At 69.2% G+C, this 21360-nt stretch carries 33 protein-coding genes and 1 pseudogene; 2 read left to right on the top strand and 32 right to left on the bottom strand.

Annotated elements, in window-relative coordinates:
- Window positions 1-18 precede the first annotated feature (18 nt).
- From CHC05_RS04295 to CHC05_RS04285, 3 genes are read right to left on the bottom strand one after another with little or no spacing between them, the layout of a single operon-like run.
- Window positions 19-1044 carry a lysylphosphatidylglycerol synthase transmembrane domain-containing protein gene (locus CHC05_RS04295; protein WP_179266048.1) on the bottom strand — a complete coding sequence of 342 codons (1026 nt, stop codon included), beginning with the start codon at window positions 1042-1044 and terminating at the stop codon, window positions 19-21.
- Window positions 1045-1063: 19 nt separating this feature from the next.
- Window positions 1064-2743, bottom strand: coding sequence for an ABC-F family ATP-binding cassette domain-containing protein (locus tag CHC05_RS04290; RefSeq protein ID WP_089244919.1), 1680 nt, complete (start codon window positions 2741-2743; stop codon window positions 1064-1066).
- A 27-nt stretch (window positions 2744-2770) separates the two neighbouring features.
- Window positions 2771-3391: a class I SAM-dependent methyltransferase gene (locus CHC05_RS04285; RefSeq protein ID WP_089244917.1), complete on the bottom strand. Its 621-nt coding sequence runs from the start codon at window positions 3389-3391 to the stop codon at window positions 2771-2773.
- A 109-nt stretch (window positions 3392-3500) separates the two neighbouring features.
- On the opposite strand from CHC05_RS04285, the gene CHC05_RS04280 reads away from it, so the two are divergent.
- The gene (locus CHC05_RS04280) at window positions 3501-4235 is read left to right on the top strand and encodes a hypothetical protein (RefSeq protein ID WP_144022472.1); all 735 of its coding nucleotides are present in this window, start codon (window positions 3501-3503) and stop codon (window positions 4233-4235) included.
- On the opposite strand, the gene truA is transcribed toward CHC05_RS04280, so the two are convergent.
- The 9 genes from truA to CHC05_RS04235 all read right to left on the bottom strand — a co-directional run bounded on the left by truA (window position 4232) and on the right by CHC05_RS04235 (window position 9564).
- On the bottom strand, window positions 4232-5050 hold the full coding sequence (truA, locus tag CHC05_RS04275; RefSeq protein ID WP_089244913.1) for a tRNA pseudouridine(38-40) synthase TruA: 819 nt from the start codon (window positions 5048-5050) through the stop codon (window positions 4232-4234). The genes CHC05_RS04280 and truA overlap by 4 nt on opposite strands.
- Window positions 5051-5118: 68 nt before the next feature.
- Complete coding sequence (gene rplQ, locus CHC05_RS04270) at window positions 5119-5637, bottom strand: 50S ribosomal protein L17 (RefSeq protein WP_089244911.1); 519 nt, start codon at window positions 5635-5637, stop codon at window positions 5119-5121.
- A gap of 32 nt (window positions 5638-5669) precedes the next feature.
- Entirely contained in the window at window positions 5670-6692 is a 1023-nt protein-coding gene (locus CHC05_RS04265; RefSeq protein WP_089244909.1) for a DNA-directed RNA polymerase subunit alpha, read from the bottom strand.
- A 103-nt stretch (window positions 6693-6795) separates the two neighbouring features.
- Window positions 6796-7422 (bottom strand): 30S ribosomal protein S4, encoded by a 627-nt coding sequence (gene rpsD / locus CHC05_RS04260; RefSeq protein WP_089244907.1) that lies wholly within the window; start codon window positions 7420-7422, stop codon window positions 6796-6798.
- A gap of 14 nt (window positions 7423-7436) precedes the next feature.
- On the bottom strand, window positions 7437-7844 hold the full coding sequence (gene rpsK, locus CHC05_RS04255; protein ID WP_030329919.1) for a 30S ribosomal protein S11: 408 nt from the start codon (window positions 7842-7844) through the stop codon (window positions 7437-7439).
- Between the two features lie 19 nt (window positions 7845-7863).
- The gene (rpsM, locus tag CHC05_RS04250; protein WP_089244905.1) at window positions 7864-8244 is read right to left on the bottom strand and encodes a 30S ribosomal protein S13; all 381 of its coding nucleotides are present in this window, start codon (window positions 8242-8244) and stop codon (window positions 7864-7866) included.
- A gap of 155 nt (window positions 8245-8399) precedes the next feature.
- Window positions 8400-8513, bottom strand: a complete 114-nt coding sequence (rpmJ, locus tag CHC05_RS04245) for a 50S ribosomal protein L36 (protein WP_023358216.1) — start codon at window positions 8511-8513, stop codon at window positions 8400-8402.
- 93 nt (window positions 8514-8606) lie between these two features.
- Window positions 8607-8828 carry a translation initiation factor IF-1 gene (gene infA / locus CHC05_RS04240; RefSeq protein WP_007073013.1) on the bottom strand — a complete coding sequence of 74 codons (222 nt, stop codon included), beginning with the start codon at window positions 8826-8828 and terminating at the stop codon, window positions 8607-8609.
- Window positions 8829-9030: 202 nt separating this feature from the next.
- The gene (locus CHC05_RS04235) at window positions 9031-9564 is read right to left on the bottom strand and encodes a DUF1707 SHOCT-like domain-containing protein (protein ID WP_089246063.1); all 534 of its coding nucleotides are present in this window, start codon (window positions 9562-9564) and stop codon (window positions 9031-9033) included.
- 57 nt (window positions 9565-9621) lie between these two features.
- Between CHC05_RS04235 and CHC05_RS04230 the strand changes: the two genes are divergently transcribed.
- Complete coding sequence (locus CHC05_RS04230; protein ID WP_089244903.1) at window positions 9622-10398, top strand: class I SAM-dependent methyltransferase; 777 nt, start codon at window positions 9622-9624, stop codon at window positions 10396-10398.
- Here the strand turns inward: CHC05_RS04230 and map are convergent.
- From map to rplB, 20 genes and pseudogenes are all read right to left on the bottom strand, one after another.
- Entirely contained in the window at window positions 10395-11252 is an 858-nt protein-coding gene (map, locus tag CHC05_RS04225; RefSeq protein ID WP_089244901.1) for a type I methionyl aminopeptidase, read from the bottom strand. The genes CHC05_RS04230 and map overlap by 4 nt on opposite strands.
- A 9-nt stretch (window positions 11253-11261) precedes the next feature.
- Window positions 11262-11915 carry an adenylate kinase gene (locus CHC05_RS04220; RefSeq protein ID WP_089244899.1) on the bottom strand — a complete coding sequence of 218 codons (654 nt, stop codon included), beginning with the start codon at window positions 11913-11915 and terminating at the stop codon, window positions 11262-11264.
- A complete protein-coding gene (gene secY / locus CHC05_RS04215; RefSeq protein ID WP_089244897.1) occupies window positions 11915-13243 on the bottom strand; it encodes a preprotein translocase subunit SecY in 1329 nt (442 codons plus the stop codon). The genes CHC05_RS04220 and secY overlap by 1 nt, the downstream gene beginning before the upstream one ends.
- Window positions 13244-13473: 230 nt before the next feature.
- Window positions 13474-13917: a 50S ribosomal protein L15 gene (rplO, locus tag CHC05_RS04210; RefSeq protein WP_089244895.1), complete on the bottom strand. Its 444-nt coding sequence runs from the start codon at window positions 13915-13917 to the stop codon at window positions 13474-13476.
- Window positions 13917-14099 (bottom strand): 50S ribosomal protein L30, encoded by a 183-nt coding sequence (gene rpmD / locus CHC05_RS04205; RefSeq protein ID WP_089244893.1) that lies wholly within the window; start codon window positions 14097-14099, stop codon window positions 13917-13919. The genes rplO and rpmD overlap by 1 nt, the downstream gene beginning before the upstream one ends.
- On the bottom strand, window positions 14099-14713 hold the full coding sequence (gene rpsE, locus CHC05_RS04200; protein WP_089244891.1) for a 30S ribosomal protein S5: 615 nt from the start codon (window positions 14711-14713) through the stop codon (window positions 14099-14101). The genes rpmD and rpsE overlap by 1 nt, the downstream gene beginning before the upstream one ends.
- 30 nt (window positions 14714-14743) lie before the next feature.
- A complete protein-coding gene (rplR, locus tag CHC05_RS04195; protein WP_089244889.1) occupies window positions 14744-15133 on the bottom strand; it encodes a 50S ribosomal protein L18 in 390 nt (129 codons plus the stop codon).
- Window positions 15130-15669, bottom strand: coding sequence for a 50S ribosomal protein L6 (rplF, locus tag CHC05_RS04190; RefSeq protein ID WP_089244887.1), 540 nt, complete (start codon window positions 15667-15669; stop codon window positions 15130-15132). Before rplF ends, rplR begins: the two co-directional genes overlap by 4 nt.
- 17 nt (window positions 15670-15686) lie before the next feature.
- Window positions 15687-16094, bottom strand: a complete 408-nt coding sequence (gene rpsH / locus CHC05_RS04185; protein WP_089244885.1) for a 30S ribosomal protein S8 — start codon at window positions 16092-16094, stop codon at window positions 15687-15689.
- 73 nt (window positions 16095-16167) lie between these two features.
- Entirely contained in the window at window positions 16168-16353 is a 186-nt protein-coding gene (locus CHC05_RS04180; protein WP_033342853.1) for a type Z 30S ribosomal protein S14, read from the bottom strand.
- A gap of 4 nt (window positions 16354-16357) precedes the next feature.
- A complete protein-coding gene (rplE, locus tag CHC05_RS04175; RefSeq protein WP_089244883.1) occupies window positions 16358-16924 on the bottom strand; it encodes a 50S ribosomal protein L5 in 567 nt (188 codons plus the stop codon).
- Entirely contained in the window at window positions 16924-17238 is a 315-nt protein-coding gene (gene rplX, locus CHC05_RS04170) for a 50S ribosomal protein L24 (protein ID WP_089244881.1), read from the bottom strand. Before rplX ends, rplE begins: the two co-directional genes overlap by 1 nt.
- 79 nt (window positions 17239-17317) lie before the next feature.
- Window positions 17318-17686 carry a 50S ribosomal protein L14 gene (rplN, locus tag CHC05_RS04165; protein WP_089244879.1) on the bottom strand — a complete coding sequence of 123 codons (369 nt, stop codon included), beginning with the start codon at window positions 17684-17686 and terminating at the stop codon, window positions 17318-17320.
- Between the two features lie 64 nt (window positions 17687-17750).
- Entirely contained in the window at window positions 17751-18026 is a 276-nt protein-coding gene (rpsQ, locus tag CHC05_RS04160; protein ID WP_089244877.1) for a 30S ribosomal protein S17, read from the bottom strand.
- Window positions 18026-18259: a 50S ribosomal protein L29 gene (gene rpmC, locus CHC05_RS04155; protein WP_089244875.1), complete on the bottom strand. Its 234-nt coding sequence runs from the start codon at window positions 18257-18259 to the stop codon at window positions 18026-18028. Before rpmC ends, rpsQ begins: the two co-directional genes overlap by 1 nt.
- Window positions 18259-18684, bottom strand: coding sequence for a 50S ribosomal protein L16 (gene rplP / locus CHC05_RS04150; protein ID WP_089244873.1), 426 nt, complete (start codon window positions 18682-18684; stop codon window positions 18259-18261). Before rplP ends, rpmC begins: the two co-directional genes overlap by 1 nt.
- Before the next feature lie 5 nt (window positions 18685-18689).
- On the bottom strand, window positions 18690-19607 hold the full coding sequence (gene rpsC / locus CHC05_RS04145) for a 30S ribosomal protein S3 (RefSeq protein WP_089244871.1): 918 nt from the start codon (window positions 19605-19607) through the stop codon (window positions 18690-18692).
- Window positions 19608-19741: 134 nt separating this feature from the next.
- Window positions 19742-20197, bottom strand: a pseudogene (gene rplV / locus CHC05_RS04140) (50S ribosomal protein L22); the annotation flags it as partial.
- Window positions 20198-20232: 35 nt separating this feature from the next.
- On the bottom strand, window positions 20233-20514 hold the full coding sequence (gene rpsS / locus CHC05_RS04135; protein WP_046567212.1) for a 30S ribosomal protein S19: 282 nt from the start codon (window positions 20512-20514) through the stop codon (window positions 20233-20235).
- Window positions 20515-20520: 6 nt separating this feature from the next.
- A complete protein-coding gene (rplB, locus tag CHC05_RS04130; protein WP_089244867.1) occupies window positions 20521-21360 on the bottom strand; it encodes a 50S ribosomal protein L2 in 840 nt (279 codons plus the stop codon).

Genomic DNA, 21360 nt, shown 5'->3' with positions numbered 1-21360 from the left:
GCGGGCAGCGGTAGGGGGCTAGTCCCCCGCGACGGCGGTCGATGCGGCCGGTGCGGAGTCCGGCACCGTGTCGATGTCGGGCGCGGTCACGATCGGCCGCCGGCGCTTACGGTCGGTGAGCAGCGCCACAGCCGGCCAGGCGAGGTCAGCCACCGTCATCAGCAGCCGGGACACCAGCGCGGCCACCAGCGCCACCGGCTCGGTCACCGACCCGGCGAGCAGCACGACCAGCGCGGTCTCGCGCGGCCCGAGGCCGGCCGGCGCGATCGCCAGGAGGAAGCCGATCGACCAGGCGCCGGCGAACGCGGCGACCGACCGGATGATCAGATCGGAGCCGCCGGCGCCGAAGTCGAGCAGCAGCGCCCACAGGTGCGCGCCGTAGCAGAGCCACGTCGCGACGGCCCAGAACACCGCCAGCCCGATCCCCCGGGCCGACAGCGGCTTGGGCATCTGCTCGCGGCGGGCCAGCCGCATCGCCAACGCCAGCAGCCGGTTGAGCACCGGCGGCAGCAGCACCACGACCGCCACGGGCACGGTGAGCAGCGTCCACCAGTAGTTCCGCCAGGCCTCGCCGCCCAGCAGCGGCAGCACCACGGCGGTGAGCAGCAGCCCGGTGCCCAGCGTGATGAACATGGTGATCAGCACGGCGGCCGCCGAGGACCGGCCCGGCACGTTGTACGCCTTGCCGAGCCGCATCTGGGTCAGCACGGGCCAGACCTTGCCCGGCAGGTACTTGCCGAGCTGGCCGACGAAGAAGATCCGCATCGCGCCCGTCAGCGGCACGTGGCTGCCGAAGTCGGCGAGCAGCACCCGCCAGCCCAGGAACGAGCACCAGACCGCGGCCAGCGAGCCGACCAGAGACGCCGCGATCGCCGGCACCGACAGGTCGCCGAGCACGCCCTGGACCTCGGACCAGCGCTTGCTCACCGAGTACGCGACGTAGGCCAGGAAGGCCGCCGTAATGACGATCTCCGCGACCCGGCGCAGCACGGACTTGCGCTTCTTCACCGGAGCCGGAGCTGGCGGGGTCGCGGGGGCGGACACACGAGCACGATACCCACCCTCACTCATCACCCCAGACCGGCTCCGGGGTCTCGGTGACCTCGCCGTCGCCGGCGAACCGGATGAACCGGTCGAAGGAGCGGGTGAACCAGCGGTCGTGGGTGACGGCGATGACCGTGCCCGCGAAGGCCGCCAGGCCCTGCTCCAGCGCCTCCGCCGAGGCCAGGTCCAGGTTGTCGGTCGGCTCGTCGAGCAGCAGCAGTGTGCAGCCGGACAGCTCCAGCAGCACCACCAGGAAGCGCGCCTGCTGGCCGCCGGACAGCGTGCCGAACCGCTGGTCGCCCTGCCCGGCCAGCTCGTAGCGCCCCAGCACCTTCATCGCCTGGTGCCGGTCGAGCCCGCTGCGGTGCTCGTCACCCCGCCAGAGGATCTCGACCAACGTGCGAGACATCAGCTCGGGCCGGTCGTGGGTCTGCGAGAAGTGGCCGGGCCGGACGCGCGCCCCCAGCCGGGCCACCCCGCCGTGGGCGACGGCGGCCAGCTTCTCGCCACCGTCGACGGGCAGGTTGGCCAGATCCGGGTCGGTGCCGCCGCGGGCCAGCAGCCGCAGGAAGTGTGACTTGCCGGTGCCGTTGGCGCCGAGCACCGCCAGCCGGTCGCCGTACCAGAGCTCCAGGTCGAACGGGTAGGTCAGCCCGTCAAGCTCCAGGGCCGAACAGATCACGGCGCGCTTGCCGGTGCGCCCGCCGGTCAGCCGCATCCGGATGTCCTGGTCGCGCGGCGGAGTCGGCGGTGGGCCGGCCTCCTCGAACTTGCGCAGCCGGGTCTGTGCGGCCCGATAGCGCGAGGCCATGTCGGAGTTGTAGGCGGCCTTCTGCTTGTACATCAGCATCTGCTCGCGCAGCTTCTGATGCTCTTCCTCCCAGCGCCGGCCGTCTTCCTCGAGCTTCTCGTGCCGGGCCACCCGGGCCTCGTGCCACGACGCGAACCCGCCGGGATGCACCCAGGCGCTGCCGCCCTCGACCGCGACCACCCGGTCGGCGGTCTGCGCCAGCAGCTCGCGGTCGTGGGAGACGTAGAGGACCGATTTGGCCGACTCGCGCAGCCGGGCCTCCAACCACCGCTTCCCGGGTACGTCGAGGAAGTTGTCGGGCTCGTCGAGCAGCAGCACCTCGTCGCCGCCGCGGAGCAGCAGCTCGAGCGCGACCCGCTTCTGCTGGCCCCCGGAGAGCGTGCGCACCGGCCGTTGCCGGGTCTCCTCCCACGGCTTGCCGAGCACGATCGTCGACACCGTGTCGAACAGCACCTCGGCGTCGTAGCCACCGGCCTCGCCCCAGGCGGCCAGCGCGTCCGCGTACGCCACCTGTGCCTTGCCCGCGGTCGTGCTGAACTTGCCGCGCAGCTCGGCCGCGTGCATTGCGGTCTCGGCGGCGGTCAGCCGCTCGCCGGCCGCGCGCAAGGGCGGCGCCGCGAGCGAGAGCACGAGCTGCTGGAGCGTGGTCTCGTCGCCGACCATGCCGATGAACTGCCGCATGACGCCGAGGCCGCCGGAGCGGGCCACCACGCCGGTGCGCACGGGCAGGTCGCCGGCGACCATCCGCAGCAGCGTCGTCTTGCCGGCGCCGTTGGGGCCGACCAGGGCCACCTTGGCGCCCTCGCCCACCCGGAACGAGACGTCCGCGAACAGCTCACGGCCGTCGGGCAGCACGTGCCCGACGCCGGCGACATCGATGTAACCCACGCCGAAATGGTGCAGGACGAGTGGGCCCTACGTCGCGTCAATTCCGCCCGGGCCGGCGACCCGGAGCACCCGGAAGCCCTTCTGGCTCGCGTGCCGGGTCACCTGCCAGCCCTCGTCCTCCAGCCAGCGGTGCAGCGAGTCGCCGCCCAGGTGCCGGCCCGCGACCAGCCAGGCGACGCCGCCGGGGCGCAGGCGGGGCAGCCAGCGCCCGAGCAGCGCGTGCAGCTCGGTCTTGCCGACCCGGAACGGCGGGTTCGACCAGATCTGCGCGAACTCGACACTGTCGTCGACCTCTTCGGGCGCCGACACCCGCACGCCGAGCGGCCCGCCGTTGGCCGCCGCCAGAGCGCGGGCGCGGGCGTTCACGTCGATCGCGTAGACCGTCGCCGCCGGCGCGAGCGTGGCCAGCACGCAGGCGATCGGCCCGTAGCCGCAGCCGAGGTCGAGCAGCGCGCCAGTCACGGAGCGGTCGGGCAGGAGAGCCTTGCGCAGCAGCACGGCGGTGCCCGGGTCGAGGCGGTCCGCGGAGAACACCCCGCCCGCCGCGCGCAGGCGGAAGTCCTGGCCGCCGGCGGTGAACTCGACGGTGCGCTCCGCACCGGCCGTCGCGGCATCGGGCTCGGCGGTGAAGTAATGGTCCCCGGTCACGCCTCGCATTCTCGCCCACGAGGCGGTCACTCGAATGGGCGCCACCCGTTCGGCGGGAGCCGCACGAATTCCGGCCGTTCGACCGCCGATACCGCCTAGCGTGGCCCGCGTGCTTCTCGGGCGCGTACTCGCGGCCTGGCGGTCACCGGACTGGCGGCCACCGCGGCAATGGCGGCCCACCTGCGTACTCACCGCACTGGCGGTGCTCGCGCTGTGCGGCTTTGGCACCTACCTGGTGGCCGGCGACGATCCGCCGGTGGCCGAGGCGACCGGACAACCGGCCGCCGCCACCGTGCTGCGCGAGCTGACCTCGCGGGCCGACGACCCGCGCCCGCTGACCGCCGCCGAGGTGTTTCCCGGCGCGGTGGTGGTCGCGGGACCGGCCGGCGGCCGCTACGCGGTGCTGCGGGTGCAGGCGCTGGAACGCTGTGCCGTGGCGGCCGAGGGCGAGGTCGTCACCCTGCTGGCGGCGGCCGGCTGCAACCAGGTGGTCCGGGCGACGCTGCGCTCCCCCGACGGGGACTACGCGGTCACCGCCGGGCTGCTCAACCTGGCCGACGCCGACGGCGCCGAGACCGTGCGCGGCGGGATCAAAACCGTGCTGGACGACGAGAGCGGCCGGCTGAGCGGCCTGCCGGCCGGCCGGGGCACAGGCGGCCTGGCCCGGGACACGGCCCAGCTCGGCTGGCACGCCCGCGGGCACTTCCTCGCGTACGCGGTGATCGCGCGCACCGACGGCGACCGGATCTATCCGGACGACCCGAGCGCCCGCCAGGTCCTGTCCGACCTGATCGAGCAGCACCTGCGCACGAGGGTTCTGGACCGCCGGGCGGCCGGGCGCTAGCTGGCCGGCGTGCGAAGCCGGCGCGTGGCGGTGGCGCGGGCAGCCAGCGCGCCCGGCGAGTCGGGATAGCCGACAGCTACCAGGGTCAGGCCGTGCGGCGGGGCCACGGTGACGGCGCTGCTGCGCTCCCGCCGGGTGAGCTGGCTGGCCGGCCACTCGGGCGGGCGGCGGCCGTCGCCGGCGACCAGCATCGCGCCGACCAGGCTGCGCACCATCGCCTGGCAGAACGCGTCGGCCTGCACGGTCGCGACCAGCACGCCGTCGGCGACGACCCGGTGCCACTCCAGCCGGGTCACCTCGCGCACCGTGGTGGCGTTCTCCTTGCGCTTGCAGAAGGCGGCGAAGTCGTGCTCGCCGTGCAGACCCTCGGCGGCCGCGTTGAGGCGCTCCAGGTCGAGGCTGCGGGGCCAGGCGAGGGTGTCACGACGGCGCAGTGGGTCGGCGCCCCAGGGCGAGTCGGTGACCCGGTACTCGTAGCGGCGGAACGTCGCGGAGAAGCGCGCGTCGAACTCGGCCGGCGCCTCGGCCAGCGCGGTCACCCGCACGTCGCCCGGCAGCAGCCCGGCCAACCGGCGCAGCAGCGTCGGGCCGGTCGCCGCCCAGACCGGGTCGGGCAGGTCGACGTGCGCGACCTGGCCGGTCGCGTGCACCCCGGCGTCCGTGCGGCCGGCCACCGTCAGCCCCGTGGCCACGTCCGCGCCGAGCACCTGCTCCAGCACGGCCAGAATCGAGCCGGCCACGGTACGCCGGGACGGCTGCACCGCCCAGCCGGAGAAGTCGGTGCCGTCGTAGGCGATGTCCAGTCGCGCGCGCACGTCGTACCCCCTGATGAAGACGAAGAAGGCGCCCCGCGAAGGGCGCCTTCATCGTCATGCCGTGCTTGTTACTTGTCGTCGTCCTTGGTCTCGGCCTCGGCCTCGACAACAGGAGCGGACGTCGACGTGGCGGCCGGGGGCTCTTCCTCGCGGGTGAGCGCCTCGACCTTGTCACGCTGCGCGGCGGCCTTGCGGGCCGCCTTCTTCGCCGGGGCGGCGGGCGCCTCGGCGAGCTCCTCGACCAGCTCGATGATCGCCATCGGAGCGTTGTCGCCCTTGCGGGGGACGGTCTTGATGATCCGCGTGTAGCCGCCGCTGCGGTTGGCGTACCGCGGTGCGATGTCATCGAACAGGGCAAAGACCACGTCCTTGTCCCGGACGACGGTCAGCACCCGGCGCCGGGCGTGCAGGTCACCGCGCTTGGCCTTGGTGATCAGCTGCTCGGCGAGCGGACGCAGGCGCTTCGCCTTCGTCTCGGTCGTAGTGATCTTCCCGTGCCGGAACAGCGCGGTGGCCAGGTTGGCCAGCAGCAGCCGCTCGTGCGACGGGCTACCGCCGAGGCGGGGACCCTTGGTGGGCGTGGGCATCGTTGGTGCTCCTCAGGTGTCGCAGCGGGGTGTCAGAGCTGCTCGGTCTCGCGGTAGTCATCGGTGTCGTAGTCAACCTCGCCGAAGGAGTCCACGACGTGCGCGGGGTCGAAGTTGGGCGCCGAGTCCTTCAGGCCCAGACCCATGCCGGCGAGCTTCATCTTGACCTCGTCGATCGACTTCTGACCGAAATTCCTTATATCGAGGAGGTCGGCCTCCGTGCGCCCGATGAGCTCACCGACGGTGTTGATGCCCTCGCGCTTGAGGCAGTTGTACGAGCGGACGGTGAGGTCCAGCTCCTCGATCGGCAGCGCCAGGTCGGCAGCGAGCTGCGCGTCCTGCGGCGACGGGCCGATGTCGATGCCCTCGGCGGTCTCGTCGAGCTCACGGGCCAGGCCGAAGAGCTCGACCAGGGTGGAGCCGGCGGATGCCAGGGCGGTGCGCGGGCCGATCGACGGCTTGGTCTCGACGTCGATGATCAGCCGGTCGAAGTCGGTGCGCTGCTCGACACGGGTCGCCTCGACCTTGTAGGTGACCTTCAGCACCGGCGAGTAGATCGAGTCGACCGGAATCCGGCCGATCTCGGCACCCGCGCTCTTGTTCTGGTTCGCGGTCACGTAGCCACGACCCCGCTCGACGGTCAGCTCCATGTCGAGCCGGCCCTTGCTGTTGAGCGTGGCGAGCTTCAGGTCGGCGTTGTGCACCGAGACACCGGCCGGGGGCTGGATGTCACCCGCGGTCACGTCGCCGGGGCCCTGCTTGCGCAGGTACATGCTGACCGGCTCGTCGTGCTCGGAGCTGACGCACAGCTCCTTGACGTTCATGACCAGCTCGACGACGTCTTCCTTGACGCCCGGGATGGTGGTGAACTCGTGCAGGACGCCGTCGACCTTGATGCTGGTGACGGCCGCACCCGGGATGGAGCTGAGCAGGGTGCGCCGCAGCGAGTTGCCGAGCGTGTAGCCGAAGCCGGGCTCGAGCGGCTCGATGGTGAACTTGGAACGGGTCTCGCTGATCGACTCCTCGGAGAGGGTCGGCCGCTGAGTGATGAGCACTTCGTTTCTTCCTTCGTTCGGGACCGCCCACTATTTGACGGTCGCCTGATGGTTGCTCCGTGCCGCCGCCGCGAAAACGGCGGCGGCACGGAGCCACCGAGCGCTACTTGGAGTAGAGCTCGACGATCAGCTGCTCCTGGACCTGGGTGTCGATCACCTGGCGGGCCGGGAGCGAGTGCACCAGCACCTTGTGCTGGGTGGGGATGGCCTCGAGCCACGCCGGCACGGTCTTCGAACCGGCTTCGGCCTGGGCCACGATGAACGGGGTCAGGTCCTGCGACTTCTCCCGAACCTGCACGATGTCGTGCTCCTTGACGCGGTACGACGGGATGTCGACCTTCTTGCCGTTGACCACGAAGTGGCCGTGCTTGACCAGCTGGCGCGCGTGGTCGCGGGACTTGGCCAGGCCAGCCCGGTAGACCACGTTGTCGAGGCGCGACTCGAGGATCTGGAGCAGGACCTCACCGGTCTTGCCCTTCTTCGAGACGGCTTCCTCGTAGTAGCCGCGGAACTGCTTCTCCAGCACGCCGTACACGCGGCGGGCCTTCTGCTTCTCACGAAGCTGGAGCAGGTATTCCGTCTCCTTCGTGCGGCCGCGGCCGTGCTGCCCGGGCGGGAACGGCCGGGACTCGAACGGGCACTTGGGGCCGTCGCACTTGCTGCCCTTGAGGAACAGCTTCATCTTCTCCCGCCGGCAACGGCGGCAGTCAGCACCGGTATAACGAGCCATTTTCCTCTAACCTCTCAGACCCGACGACGCTTCGGCGGACGGCACCCGTTGTGCGGCTGCGGGGTGACGTCGGCGATCTGGCCGACCTCGAGGCCCACGGCCTGCAGCGAACGGATGGCGGTCTCCCGGCCGGAACCGGGACCCTTCACGAACACGTCGACCTTGCGCATGCCGTGCTCCATGGCCCGACGAGCGGCGGCCTCGGCGGCCAGCTGCGCGGCGAACGGAGTCGACTTGCGGGAGCCCTTGAAGCCAACCTGGCCCGCGGAGGCCCAGGAGATGACCGCACCAGTCGGGTCGGTGATCGACACGATGGTGTTGTTGAAGGTGCTCTTGATGTGCGCCTGCCCGTGGGCGACGTTCTTGCGTTCCTTGCGCCGGACCTTCTTGACAGCGGCCCCGGCACGAGCCTTCGGTGGCATAAGTCTTCTGCGCTCCTAGTTACTTCTTGCCGGGCTTCTTCTTGCCGGCGACGGTCCGCTTCGGACCCTTCCGGGTACGCGCGTTGGTGCGAGTCCGCTGGCCACGGACGGGGAGACCCCGACGGTGCCGGATGCCCTCGTAGCAGCCGATCTCGACCTTGCGGCGGATGTCAGCAGCGACCTCGCGGCGCAGGTCGCCTTCAACCTTGAAGTTGGCCTCGATGTAGTCGCGGAGCTGGACCAGCTCCTCGTCCGAGAGGTCCTTCGCACGCTTGTCCAGGGAAACGCCGGTAGCGCCAAGGGCTTCCTTGGCGCGGGTCCGACCGACCCCGTAGATGTAAGTGAGCGCGATCTCCATACGCTTTTCGCGCGGGAGGTCAACGCCGGCTAGACGTGCCATGTGCGGGCGTACTCCTCGTGTGTTCGCGGAGGTCTGTGCCCATCCCGCCCCGCGTGCCCGCGCGGGCCCTGGCCTCCGACCAGGGGTGTACCACGAGTCGCCTTAGCTCCCGCGGCTGGGACGAGCTTGTTCAATTAGGCGATATCGCCGGGGACTCAGCCCTGGCGCTGCTTGTGGCGCGGGTCGTCACAGATGACCATGACCCGGCCGTGCCGGCGGATGACGCGGCACTTGTTGCAGATTCGCTTGACGCTCGGCTTGACCTTCACGGTTTGCCTTTACTTCCCATCAACGCCCGGCGGCGCCGCAGTGGCATGCCGGACCGTCGTAACGGACGGGGACTTGTGTCCCGTCGCCAGGTGTTACTTGTAGCGGTAGACGATGCGCCCACGAGTCAGGTCATAGGGTGAGAGCTCCACCACGACCCGGTCCTCGGGCAGGATGCGGATGTAGTGCTGCCGCATCTTGCCGCTGATGTGAGCCAGTACCTTGTGGCCGTTGGCGAGCTCAACCCTGAACATGGCATTCGGCAATGGCTCGATGACCCGACCCTCGATCTCGATGGCCCCGTCTTTTTTCGGCATATCCTCCGCTGTCCTGACGTCGGTGTTCCGGAACGGTGCACAGAGTCTCCCGAGCGAGGGATCGCCCAGGCCAGCCGCGGGCCCTGTCGACCGCCGAAGCGCGATGGCGGGCATGACAGAGCGGACGCTGTGCGCCGACACTACATACTACGCGGGGGTACGCATCGGCGCCAAACCGGTGTCGACGGCTCGTCGGGCGAGGTCAGTCCTCGTCGCCCTCGGCTTCCTCCCGGGCCCGTTTGCGCTGCTTGCGTTGCTTGCGCTGCTGTTCGCGCGCCTGCCCGGCCGCCCACTTCTGCGGCTCGCCACTGGCCAGCCCGCCGATCGTGGAGACCAGCAGCACCGCGCCCCACGGCCCGGCCACCCACGCCGGCCAGAAGTAGAGCCACTCGGCGGTCATCAGGCAGATGACGGCCCATATCGCGACGACGATCGCGACCGTGGCGAAGTAGCCGTCCCAAGTATGCGCGAGCCAGCGCGCGGTGGCGTTCGGGAACCTGCCGTCCGCGCCCGGCACCAGCGCGTCGTTGCGCCTGGGCACGAGGAGCTGCGAGTCAGCGGTGGGAACGGAGGTGTCCGGGAGATCGTCGAGCAGTCCGTCGAGGTCGCCGAAGGTCTTCGCCGCGTAGGTCTTCTGCAGCCGTTCGTCGTATTCGGGAAGGTCCAGGCGCCCGAGTTCCAGGGCCGTCCGGAGTTGGTCGGCAACGTGCTGCCGATCCGAGTCACCCGCCCGCATCTGGCGCCGGTCCATACCTCTGAGGATGCCATCGGCGAACCACTAACGTGCGGTCTCATGAATGTCTCCGCGAATTACGTCAACGACGAGAATCTCCGAACCCGTCAGGGAATCTGGGCGTACGGCACCAAAGCGCCGCTAGTCGGACGGGTGCTGGACCTGGTCGACGTGGCCGCGGACGCCACCGTCGTGGACGTGGGCTGCGGAAACGGCCGCTACCTGGCGACCTTGCGCGATCGCGGGCACGGCGGGCCGCTGGTCGGGCTGGATCTGTCGCCGGGCATGGCGGCAACCGCCCGATCGGCCTCGGGAGCGGCGACGGCGGTCGCGGACGCCCAGACCATCCCGATCCGGACGCATTCTGTGCGGCTTACCCTGGCGCCCCACATGCTCTACCACGTCCCGGACATCCCGCTGGCCCTGGCGGAGCTGCGCCGGATCACCAGCCCCGAGGGGCACGTGGTCGTCGTTACCAACAGCACCCGGCACGCGTACGAGGTCGACGACCTGCTCGCGGACGTCACGGGCGACCTGCTCGGCGCACCGGTGCGCATGGCGTGGGACGGCCACCGGTTCCGCACCAACACGGCGGACGAGCTCCTGCCGGCCGCCTTCGCCGAGGTCGACAAGCGCGACCTGGGCCAGCTGGTGCTGGTGCGCGCGGCCGCGGCCGTCCGCGGCTACGTCGAGAGCCTGCCGCCGGAGACGATCGCGATGCCCACCGACCGGCGCGACGAGGTGCTGACCGAACTGGAGCGACGGGTCGCCGAGCACATCGACGAGCACGGCAGCTTCGCGGTGACCAGCGGGGCCACCGCGTATATCTGCGGTTAGCTGGCCGCCGGCGCGGAGGAGGTCGAGGCCCGGGCGGAGAGCAGGTCGCCGAGCCGGGCCCGGCCGCCGTCGACCGCGGTCAGGACCCAGACGCCGTCGTCGAGCAGGGCGATCGAGTGCTCCACGTGCGCGGCCACCGAGTGGTCGCGGGTGATCACGGTCCAGCCGTCGTCGAGCTCGACCGAGCGCGGCGAGCCCATCGTGATCATCGGCTCGATGGCCAGGCACAGGCCCGGCGATAGCTTGATCCCACGGCCCGGGCGGCCGTGGTTGAGGACGTGCGGGTCCTGGTGCATCTCGGTGCCGATGCCGTGGCCGCCGTAGCCGTCGACGATGCCGTAGTTGCCGCCGGCCCGCACCGCGGTCTCGACCGCGTGGCTGATGTCGGTCAGCCGCCCGCGGCCGGAGCGCACCCCGCGGGCCGCGGCCGCGATGCCGGCCCACATCGAGTCTTCGGCGACCGCGGCCATCTTCAGCAGCTTCGGGTCGACCTCGCCGACGGGCACGGTGATCGCCGCGTCGCCGTGCCAGCCCTCGAGGATGGCGCCGCAGTCCAGCGAGATCAGGTCTCCCTCGCGCAACACCTGACTCGGCGACGGGATCGCGTGCACGATCTGCTCGTTGACCGAGGAACAGATGGAGCCCGGGTAGCCGTGGTAGCCCTTGAACGACGGTGTGCCACCGGCGTCGCGGATCACCCGCTCGGCGATCGCGTCCAGGTCGGCGGTGGTCACGCCCGGCGCCACGGCGGCCCGCATCGCGGCCAGCGCGCTGGCCACGACCAAGCCGGCGCGGCGCATCAGGTCGATCTGCTCAGGGGTTTTCAGCTGAATGTCCAGCTGGTGTCGGCGCATCAATCGAGACTAGCCGCCGTAGGACCGCAGGGCGTCGATCGCCCGGACGGTCACGTCCTCGACAGGGCCCGTCGCGTCGATGCCGACCAGCTTGCCCTGTGCCCCGTAGTAGTCGACCAGGGGCGCGGTCTTCTCGGCGTACTCCACCAGCCGCTTGGCGATGGTCTCGGCCTTGTCGTCGTCGCGCTGGAACAGCTCCGAGCCGCAGCGGTCGCAGATGCCTTCCCGCGACGGCGCGTCGAACTCGACGTGCCAGATCTTGCCGCAGCCGCGGCAGGTGCGCCGGCCGGACAGCCGCCGGATCACCTCGTCGTCGTCGACTACGAGCTCCATCACCAGGTCGAGCGCGGTCCCCAGGTCGGCCAGCAGCTTGTCGAGCGCGGCCGCCTGGGGCGTCGTACGCGGAAACCCGTCGAGCAGGAAGCCCTCGCCGGCATCGGGCTCGGCAAGCCGCTCCCGGACCATGTTGATGGTCACCTCGTCGGGCACCAGCTTGCCGGCGTCCATGTAGCGCTTGGCCTCGACGCCGAGCGGGGTGCCCTGCGAGACGTTGGCGCGGAAGATGTCCCCGGTCGAGATCTTGGGCACGGCCAGGTGCGCGGCGATGAACTCGGCCTGCGTCCCCTTTCCCGCGCCCGGAGGACCTACGAGAACAATTCGCACTAGCGCAGGAACCCTTCGTAGTTCCGCTGCATGAGCTGGCTCTCGATCTGCTTCACCGTCTCCAGCCCGACGCCGACCATGATCAGCACAGCGGTGCCACCGAACGGGAAGTTCATGTACTGCTGCTTGTCGAGCCAGATGAAGAAGAAGCTCGGCAGGATCGAGATGACACCCAGGTAGAGCGCGCCGGGAAGGGTGATCCGGCTCAGGATGTAGTCGAGGTATTCAGCTGTCGGCTTGCCCGGCCGGATGCCCGGCACGAACCCACCGTACTTCTTCATGTTGTCGGCAACCTCGGTCGGGTTGAACGTGATCGACACGTAGAAGTAGGTGAAGAAGATGATCAGCAGGAAGTAGAGCGTGATGTAGATGTAGCTGGTGGGGTCGACCAGGTTGTTCTGGATCCACGACTGCCAGCCGTTGAGGTTGTTGCGGTCGTAGAACTGCAGCAGCAACGCGGGCAGGTAGAGCAGCGACGACCCGAAGATGACAGGGATGACGCCGGCCTGGTTGACCTTGAGCGGGATGTAGGTGGACGTGCCGCCGTACATCCGCCGGCCGATCATGCGCTTGGCGTACTGCACCGGGATCCGGCGCTGGGCCTGTTCGATGAAGACCACGAAGAAGATGATCAGCAGGACGAGCGCGATCACCAGGAAGAACTTCCACCAGCCCTGGCTGATCTTGATCTGCCAGCCCTCGCTGGGGAGGCGGGCCATGATCGAGGTGAAGATCAGGACCGACATGCCGTTGCCGACGCCGCGGTCGGTGATGAGCTCGCCCAGCCACATGACCACGCCGGTGCCGGCGGTCATCGTCACGACCAGCGCCACCAGGGTGACCCAGGTCGGCAGCGCGGTGTTCGGGACGATCGGGAACTGGTCGCACTGGTTGTTGAACAGCTGGCCCGAGCGGGCGAGCGCCACGAACGCGGACGCCTGGAGGATGCCCAGGCCCAGCGTCAGGTAGCGGGTGTACTGCGTGATCTTCGCCTGGCCGGCCTGACCCTCCTTGCGGAGCTGCTCCAGCCGTGGGATCACGACGGTCAACAGCTGCAAGATGATCGAGGCTGTGATGTACGGCATGATGCCGAGCGCGAAGACCGACAGCGACAGCAGCGCACCGCCGGAGAACAGGTTCAGCAGGTTGAAGACGCCACCCGCGTTGTTGTTCGCCATGAGGTCCATGCACTTCTGCACGTTCCCGTAGGACACGCCCGGGCTGGGCAGCGTGGCGCCCAGCCGGTAGACCGCGATGATCCCGACCGTGAACAATAACTTCTTGCGCAGGTCAGGCGTGCGGAACGCACTGATAAATGCGGAGAGCAACGTCTTCCTCCTGCGCGGGCGACCGCCGGGGTCGTGGCGGCACGGGATGGCTGTCGGTAATGGTCCGACACCCTGTCGGGAACGGACTCTAACTTATCTGGCTCGGGCGGTGACCGGCTGGCCGTGCCCATCCATCAAAAACGATATCCGGCCGCGTCGGTCCGGATCAACGCCGGAAGGGCGCGGCACCTGACGGTCGTTAAACCGTCGGCACCGCGCCCCTGTCCGATTTACAGCTCGGTGGTGGCGCCACCAGCGGCGGCGATCTTCTCCTTCGCCGACGCACTGAACGCGTGCGCGGAGATGCGGAGAGATACGCCACTCAGGTCGCCGCTGCCGAGAACCTTGACGGGCTGGCCCTTGCGAACCGCACCGGCGTCGACGAGCTCGGCCGGGCCGACCTCGCCGCCGTTCGGGAACAGCTCGGCCAGCTTGTCCAGGTTGACGACCTGGAAGACGACCTTGTTCTGGTTGCGGAAGCCCTTCATCTTCGGCAGCCGCATGTGGAGGGGCATCTGCCCACCCTCGAACGCCGCCGAGATGTTCTTGCGGGCCTTGGAGCCCTTGGTGCCGCGACCGGCGGTCTTGCCCTTGGAGCCTTCACCGCGACCCACCCGGGTCTTGTCGGTCTTGGCGCCGGGGGCCGGACGCAGGTGGTGAACCTTGATGGTCATTACTCGACCTCCTCGACCTTCACGAGGTGGTTGACCTTGAAGATCATGCCCCGAATCTCGGGACGGTCTTCCTTGACCACCACGTCGTTGATCCGCTTCAGGCCGAGCGACCGCAGGGACTCCCGCTGGTTGTGCTTCGACCCGATCTCGGACCGGACCTGAGTGACCTTGAGGCGTGCCATCAGACACTCACCCCAGCCCGGCTGGCCAGCATCGCGGCCGGAGCCACGTCCTCGACCGGCAGGCCACGACGGGTCGCGACCGCCTCAGGCGACTCGAGCGCCTTCAGCGCCGCCACCGTGGCGTGCACGATGTTGATCGGGTTGGACGACCCGAGGCTCTTGGAGAGCACGTCGTGGATGCCCGCGCACTCCAGCACGGCGCGGACGGGGCCACCGGCGATGACGCCCGTACCGGCCGAGGCCGGCTTGAGCAGCACCACGCCGGCGGCGTCTTCGCCCTGCACCGGGTGCGGGATCGACGCTGCGATCCGCGGCACCTTGAAGAAGTGCTTCTTGGCCTCCTCGACACCCTTGGCGATCGCCGCGGGCACCTCCTTGGCCTTGCCGTACCCCACGCCGACCGTGCCGTCGCCGTCGCCGACGATCACCAGGGCGGTGAAGCTGAAGCGCCGACCACCCTTGACGACCTTGGCGACACGGTTGATCGCGACGACCCGCTCGAGGTGCGGAGTCTTCTCGACGGGCGCGTTTCCGCGGCCGCCCTCACGGCGGTTGTCGCGGCGACCACCCTCGTTGCCACCGGACCCGCCGCCACGGCGCTGTTGACCTGGCATCAGCAGCCTTCCTTTCTCAGATGTGACGGGTTAGAACTCGAGCCCGGCTTCGCGCGCGGCGTCGGCCAACGCGGCGATGCGACCCGCATACTTGCTGCCGCCCCGGTCGAAGACGACCTTCGACACGCCGGCAGCCTTGGCCCGCTCGGCGAGGAGCGCGCCGACCTTGCCGGCCTGAGCGCTCTTGTCGCCGTCGGTGCCTCGGATCGAGGCATCCAGGGTCGACGCCGAAGCCAGGGTGTGACCCTTGGCGTCGTCGACGATCTGGGCGTTGATGTGCCGCAGCGACCGGGTGACGACCAGGCGCGGACGCTCGGCCGAACCCACCAGGTGCTTGCGGACGCGGAAGTGCCGACGCGCCCGGCCCACGGCCCGCTTCGCGGCGACGCCGCGACGGCGCTTGAGTAGCGTGGCGGTCACTTCTTACCTGCCTTTCCAGCCTTACGGCGGATGACCTCGCCCTGGTAACGCACGCCCTTGCCCTTGTACGGCTCCGGCGGACGGATCTTCCGGATGTTGGCGGCCACCTCACCGACCTGCTGCTTGTCGATGCCAGCGATGTGGAACAGCGTGGGCCGCTCCACGGTGAAGGTGATGCCATCCGGCGCCGGGACGACGACGGGGTGCGAGAACCCGAGAGCGAACTCCAGGTCCTTGCCCTTCGCGGTCACGCGGTAACCGGTGCCGGCGATCTCCAGCGACTTGCGGTAGCCGTCGGTCACGCCGACCACCATGTTCGCGACCAGCGTACGGGAGAGGCCGTGCAGTTCCTTGGCCTTGCGCTCGTCGTTCGGGCGCTTCACGACGAGCTCGTTCTCGGCGCGCTCGATGGTGATCGGCTCGGCCAGCGTGTGGCTGAGCTGACCCTTCGGGCCCTTCACCTGAACGGTCTGGCCGTTGATCGTGATGTCGACGCCGGCGGGAACCGGGATCGTCTTACGTCCAATTCGCGACATTTCTACAAACTCCCCGGTTACCAGACGAAGGCGAGGACTTCCCCGCCCACGCTCCGCTTGCGGGCCTGCCGGTCGGTCAGCAGTCCCTGGGACGTCGAAATGATCGCCACGCCCAGACCGCCGAGCACCCGCGGGAGCCCGTCCGACTTGGCGTAAACCCGGAGACCGGGCTTGGACACGCGCTTGATCCCGGCCAGGCTCCGCTCCCGGTTCTGGCCGTACTTGAGCTCGACGACCAGTCGCTTGCCGACGACGCCCTCGGTGGGCTCCTCGACAACCCAGGTGGCGATGTAGCCCTCGCTCTTGAGGACCTCGGCGATGTTCGCCTTGATCTTCGAGTAGGGCATCGTCACCCGGTCGTGATACGCCTGGTTGGCGTTGCGCAGACGGGTGAGCATGTCTGCGATCGGGTCGGTCATCGTCATGAGTTCTCGTCAACCTTTCTCGCCGTGGTTCCCCGCCAAGGGCCTGCGGCGAAGTGGCATTTCGGGTGGTGGCTTACCACGAGGCCTTGGACACACCGGGAAGCTCACCGCGGTGAGCCATCTCGCGGATGCAGACCCGGCAGAGACCGAACTTCCGGTAGACCGCCTTGGGACGCCCGCAGCGCTGGCAACGGGTGTACGCGCGGACCGCGAACTTCGGCTTCGCGGCAGCCTTGAGGATCAGCGCCTTCTTAGCCATGTACTCAGTTCTCCTTGAACGGGAAGCCCAGGAGCTTGAGCAGCGCCCGGCCCTCGTCGTCGGTCGTCGCGGTGGTTACCACCGTGATGTCCATGCCCCGCACGCGGTCGATCCGGTCCTGGTCGATCTCGTGGAACACCGACTGCTCGGTAAGCCCGAACGTGTAGTTGCCGTTGCCGTCGAGCTTGCGGGCGTCGAGGCCACGGAAGTCGCGGATACGCGGGAGGGCGATCGACAGCAGCCGGTCGAGGAACTCCCACATCCGGTCGCCGCGCAGGGTCACCTTCGCGCCGATCGGCATGCCCTCGCGCAGCTTGAACTGCGCGATCGACTTGGTCGCCCGGCGGACCAGCGGCTTCTGGCCGGTGATCGTGGTCAGGTCACGGACCGCGCCGTCGATCAGCTTCGCGTCGCGGGCCGCCTCACCGACGCCCATGTTGACAACGATCTTGACCAGGCCTGGGATCTGCATCGGGTTGGCGTACGTGAACTGCTCGCGCAGCTGTCCCACGACCTCGTCGCGGTAGCGCTGCTTCAAACGCGGCAGCGTCTTCTCGGCTGTCGTGGTCATCACAGGTCCTTACCGGTGCTGCGGGCGACGCGAACCTTGGTGCCGTTCTCGTCGACGCGGTAACCCACCCGGGTCGGCTTGCCGTCGGAGTCCAGGACCATCACGTTCGAGACGTGGATGGGTGCCTCCTGCGTGACGATGCCACCGGTCTTGGCGCCGCGCTGGGTGGTGCGGATACGTTCGTGCTTCTTGACCCGGTTGACGCCCTCGACAAGAACCTTGTCCTGGCGCGGCATGGCCTGGATGACCTTGCCCTTGGCGCCCTTGTCCTTGCCGGCGATGACGACGACCGTGTCGCCCTTCTTCACCTTCATGCCCGGGCCTCCCTCCGGTCGGCCCGCGCATGCGCGGATGCACTGAGCCTAATGATGAGCTCGCTGCGCTCGCTCATGGTCAGAGCACCTCCGGTGCCAAAGAAATGATCTTCATGAACCGCTTGTCCCGCAGCTCACGGCCGACCGGGCCGAAGATACGGGTGCCGCGGGGGTCACCGCCATCTTTGATGATCACGGCGGCGTTCTCGTCGAAGCGGATGTACGAGCCGTCGGGGCGCCGCTTCTCCTTCGCGGTGCGGACGACGACGGCCTTGACGACGTCGCCCTTCTTCACACCGGCGCCAGGGATGGCGTCCTTGACAGTGGCGACGATCACGTCGCCGATGCCCGCGTAGCGCCGACCCGAGCCACCGAGGACCCGGATGCACAGGATCTCCCGCGCACCCGTGTTGTCGGCGACACGCAGTCGCGACTCTTGCTGAATCACGTCTATCTCCTCTGTCTGCCAGTCCTCCGGCGTTGCCGGAGCTTGGAAGAACCGGTCGGCTTACTTACTTCGCGCGCTCGAGGATCTCCACGACCCGCCAGCGCTTGGTGGCGGACAGCGGACGGGTCTCCATGATCAGGACCCGGTCGCCGATGCCACACGAGTTCTGCTCGTCGTGGACCTTGAGCTTGCTCGTACGCCGCAGAACCTTGCCGTAGAGCGGGTGCTTGACCCGGTCCTCGACCTCGACCACGACGGTCTTTTCCATCTTGTCGCTCACCACGAGACCCTCACGGGTCTTCCGGCGGGCCCGCTCGGGAGCGGTGGTGTTCTCAGTCATCACGCAGTCACCTCAGTTGGCGCGGCCGAGAGCCCCAGCTCACGCTCACGCATGATCGTGTAGATCCGGGCGATCTCCTTACGGATGACCTGCAGCCGACGGTTGTTGTCGAGCTGGCCCGTCGCGGACTGCACGCGGAGGTTGAACAGCTCCGCCTTGGCCTCGCGCAGCAGCGAGATCAGCTCCTCTTCGGGAAGCTCTCGCAGCTCAGAGGCCTTGGTGCCCGCTGCCATCAGGATTCACCCACTTCGCGTGTCACGATGCGGCACTTCATCGGAAGCTTGTGAATCGCGCGACGCATCGCCTCTCGCGCGATCTGCTCGTTGGGGAACGACATCTCGAACAGCACGCGGCCGGGCTTGATGTTCGCCACCCACCACTCGGGCGAGCCCTTGCCGGAACCCATGCGGGTTTCGGCGGGCTTCTTGGTCAGGGCCTGGTCCGGGAAGACCGTGATCCAGACCTTGCCACCACGCTTGATGTGGCGGGTCATGGCGATACGAGCCGCCTCGATCTGCCGGTTCGTGAGGTACGCCGACTCGATCGCCTGGATTCCGAACTCGCCGAAGACCACCCGGTTGCCGCCCTTGGACGCGCCGTGGCGGTCCGGGTGGTGCGGCTTGCGGAAGCCCTTCGGGGGCTTACGCGGCATCAGCATCGAAATCAGCCCTCCTGCGCTGAGTTTTCCGACCCAGCAGACGGGGCTGCTGGCGAAGTCGCCGGCGCGGCCGGAGCCGCGGCGGCGGTGTCGTTCGTGGTGGGCTCGGCGGCCGGCGCCGCGGGGGCGCTGCCGGTGGCCTCGGCCTGGGCGGCCTGCTGAGCAGCCCGACCCGCCTCGGTGCCGCCGGCGGTCGTGCCGGACGAGCCGGAACGGCCACGGCGCGGACGCTCGGGACGGTCGCCACGCTCGCGGCGCGGACGCGGTGCGCCGGCCTCGGCCGGAGCCTCCCGACCCGGAACGGCGTCGCCCTTGTAGATCCAGACCTTCACGCCGATGCGGCCGAACGTGGTGCGGGCCTCGAAGAACCCGTACTCGATGTTGGCGCGCAGCGTGTGCAGCGGGACGCGACCCTCGCGGTAGAACTCGGTGCGGCTCATCTCGGCGCCGCCGAGGCGGCCGGAGACCTGCACCCGGATGCCCTTGACGATCGGGTTCTTCATCGCCGACTGCATGGCCTTGCGCATCGCCCGGCGGAAGCTGACCCGGCTCGACAGCTGCTCGGCCACGCCCTGCGCGACGAGCTGAGCGTCGGACTCGGGGTTCTTCACCTCGAGGATGTTGAGCTGCACCTGCTTGCCCGTGAGCTTCTCGAGCTCGCCGCGGATCCGGTCGGCCTCCGCACCCTTACGGCCGATGACGATGCCCGGCCGGGCGGTGTGGATGTCGACGCGAACCCGGTCGCGGGTGCGCTCGATGTCGACCTTGGAAATCCCGGCACGCTCCAGGCCCTTGGACATCATCCGGCGGATCTTGACGTCCTCGCCGATGTAGTCCTTGTAGAGCTTGTCCGCGAACCAGCGGGACTTCCAGTCGGTCGAGATGCCGAGCCGGAACCCGTGCGGGTGAACCTTCTGACCCATTACTCGGTCCCTTCCTCGGCGGTCGTCTCGTCGTCCGCCTTGGCCTTCGCCTCGGTCGCCTTGGTGGCCTTGGTCGCCTTGGTGGCCTTCTTCGCGGCCTTCTTGGCCGGAGCCGGCTCCTCGGCGGCGGTCGCCTCGGTGGTCTCCTCAGCAGCGGTCTCCGGCGCGGCCTTGGCCGGCGCGGCCTTCTTGCTCGCCGCAGCCTTCTTGCCGGGACGCTGTGCCGGAGCAACCGCCTCGACCGCCACGGTGATGTGGCAGGTGCGCTTGCGGATCCGGTAGGCACGACCCTGAGCGCGCGGCCGGAACCGCTTCATGGTCGGACCCTCGTCGACGAACGCCTCGCTGACGAGCAACGCGTCGGGGTCCAGCCGCTCGTTGTTCTCCGCGTTGGCGATCGCGCTGGCGAGCACCTTGTAGACCTGCTCGCTCGCCGACTGCGGCGCGAACTGGAGCACCGTGAGCGCCTCTTTCGCGGGCAGACCGCGGACGAGGTTGACCACTCGGCGCGCCTTGTTCGGCGAGATGCGCACGTGGCGCGCAACCGCCCGTGCGCCCGGAAGCGCCGGAGCGTCGCCCTTGACTGGCATCGCTGTAACCCCTCTGATCCTCTATCTGCACCGCGTCAGCGGCGGCGGCTCTTCCGGTCGTCCTTCTCGTGACCCTTGAACGTGCGGGTCAACGCGAACTCGCCGAGCTTGTGCCCGACCATGGCCTCGGTGACGAACACCGGGACGTGCTTGCGACCGTCGTGGACGGCGATCGTGTGCCCGAGCATCTCGGGGATGATCGTCGAACGGCGCGACCACGTCTTGATGACGTTCTTCGAGCCCTTGTCGTTCTGCGTCTCCACCTTCTTGATCAGGTGGTCGTCGACGAACGGGCCCTTCTTCAGGCTGCGTGGCATCTCGGGTTATCCCCGCTTCCGGTTGGCGTAACGACGGCGGACGATCAGCCGGTCGCTCGGCTGGCCCTTACGGCGGGTGCGACCCTCCGGCTTACCCTGCGGGTTGACCGGGTGGCGACCACCGGAGGTCTTACCCTCACCACCACCGTGCGGGTGGTCGACCGGGTTCATCGCGACACCACGGACGGTCGGGCGCTTGCCCTTCCACCGCATGCGGCCGGCCTTGCCCCAGTTGATGTTCGACTGATCGGCGTTGCCGATCTCGCCCACGGTCGCGCGGCAGCGCACGTCGACCCGGCGGATTTCGCCCGAGGGCATCCGCAGCGTCGCGTACTGGCCCTCGCGGCCCAGCAGCTGGATGCCGACGCCGGCCGAGCGGGCCAGCTTGGCACCGCCGCCCGGGCGGAGCTCCACGCCGTGCACCTGGGTGCCGACCGGGATGTTGCGCAGCGGCAGGTTGTTGCCGGGCTTGATGTCAGCGCCCGGGCCCGACTCGACCGCGTCGCCCTGCTTCAGGTCCTTCGGCGCGATGATGTAGCGCTTCTCGCCGTCGGCGTAGTGCAGCAGCGCGATGCGCGCGGTGCGGTTCGGGTCGTACTCGATGTGCGCGACCTTGGCCGGCACGCCGTCCTTGTCGACCCGCTTGAAGTCGATGATCCGGTACTGACGCTTGTGACCGCCGCCGTGGTGCCGCGTGGTGATCCGGCCGTGCGCGTTGCGCCCGCCCTTCTTCGGCAGCGGAGCCAGCAGCGACTTCTCGGGCGTCGATCGGGTGATCTCAGCGAAGTCGGCGACGCTGGAGCCACGCCGGCCCGGCGTCGTCGGCTTGTACTTACGGATAGCCAT

The organism is Asanoa hainanensis (assembly GCF_900188485.1).
In the GTDB taxonomy this organism is placed as follows: Bacteria; Actinomycetota; Actinomycetes; order Mycobacteriales; family Micromonosporaceae; genus Asanoa; species Asanoa hainanensis.
The sequence above is the reverse complement of the archived record's forward strand: the minus strand, read 5'-3'. Positions and strand labels throughout refer to the sequence as shown.

Coding starts and splice junctions, on each gene's coding strand:
- rpsC (WP_089244871.1), bottom strand. CDS start 19,607: ATGGGTCAGAAGGTTCACCCGCACGGGTTCCGGCTCGGCATCTCGACC.
- rplB (WP_089244867.1), bottom strand. CDS start 21,360: ATGGCTATCCGTAAGTACAAGCCGACGACGCCGGGCCGGCGTGGCTCC.
- rpsH (WP_089244885.1), bottom strand. CDS start 16,094: ATGACGATGACCGACCCGATCGCAGACATGCTCACCCGTCTGCGCAAC.
- rplE (WP_089244883.1), bottom strand. CDS start 16,924: ATGACCACGACAGCCGAGAAGACGCTGCCGCGTTTGAAGCAGCGCTAC.
- CHC05_RS04235 (WP_089246063.1), bottom strand. CDS start 9,564: ATGCGGGCGGGTGACTCGGATCGGCAGCACGTTGCCGACCAACTCCGG.
- rpsS (WP_046567212.1), bottom strand. CDS start 20,514: ATGCCACGCAGCCTGAAGAAGGGCCCGTTCGTCGACGACCACCTGATC.
- rpsE (WP_089244891.1), bottom strand. CDS start 14,713: ATGCCAGGTCAACAGCGCCGTGGCGGCGGGTCCGGTGGCAACGAGGGT.
- rpsD (WP_089244907.1), bottom strand. CDS start 7,422: ATGGCTCGTTATACCGGTGCTGACTGCCGCCGTTGCCGGCGGGAGAAG.
- rpmD (WP_089244893.1), bottom strand. CDS start 14,099: ATGGCACGCCTCAAGGTCACTCAGGTCCGGTCCGAGATCGGGTCGAAG.
- rplO (WP_089244895.1), bottom strand. CDS start 13,917: ATGACCATCAAGGTTCACCACCTGCGTCCGGCCCCCGGCGCCAAGACC.
- rplX (WP_089244881.1), bottom strand. CDS start 17,238: ATGAAGGTGAAGAAGGGCGACACGGTCGTCGTCATCGCCGGCAAGGAC.
- rplF (WP_089244887.1), bottom strand. CDS start 15,669: ATGTCGCGAATTGGACGTAAGACGATCCCGGTTCCCGCCGGCGTCGAC.
- rpmC (WP_089244875.1), bottom strand. CDS start 18,259: ATGGCAGCGGGCACCAAGGCCTCTGAGCTGCGAGAGCTTCCCGAAGAG.
- infA (WP_007073013.1), bottom strand. CDS start 8,828: ATGCCGAAAAAAGACGGGGCCATCGAGATCGAGGGTCGGGTCATCGAG.
- rplQ (WP_089244911.1), bottom strand. CDS start 5,637: ATGCCCACGCCCACCAAGGGTCCCCGCCTCGGCGGTAGCCCGTCGCAC.
- rpsQ (WP_089244877.1), bottom strand. CDS start 18,026: ATGACTGAGAACACCACCGCTCCCGAGCGGGCCCGCCGGAAGACCCGT.
- rpsK (WP_030329919.1), bottom strand. CDS start 7,844: ATGCCACCGAAGGCTCGTGCCGGGGCCGCTGTCAAGAAGGTCCGGCGC.
- CHC05_RS04180 (WP_033342853.1), bottom strand. CDS start 16,353: ATGGCTAAGAAGGCGCTGATCCTCAAGGCTGCCGCGAAGCCGAAGTTC.
- rpsM (WP_089244905.1), bottom strand. CDS start 8,244: ATGGCACGTCTAGCCGGCGTTGACCTCCCGCGCGAAAAGCGTATGGAG.
- rplP (WP_089244873.1), bottom strand. CDS start 18,684: ATGCTGATGCCGCGTAAGCCCCCGAAGGGCTTCCGCAAGCCGCACCAC.
- map (WP_089244901.1), bottom strand. CDS start 11,252: ATGCGCCGACACCAGCTGGACATTCAGCTGAAAACCCCTGAGCAGATC.
- CHC05_RS04230 (WP_089244903.1), top strand. CDS start 9,622: ATGAATGTCTCCGCGAATTACGTCAACGACGAGAATCTCCGAACCCGT.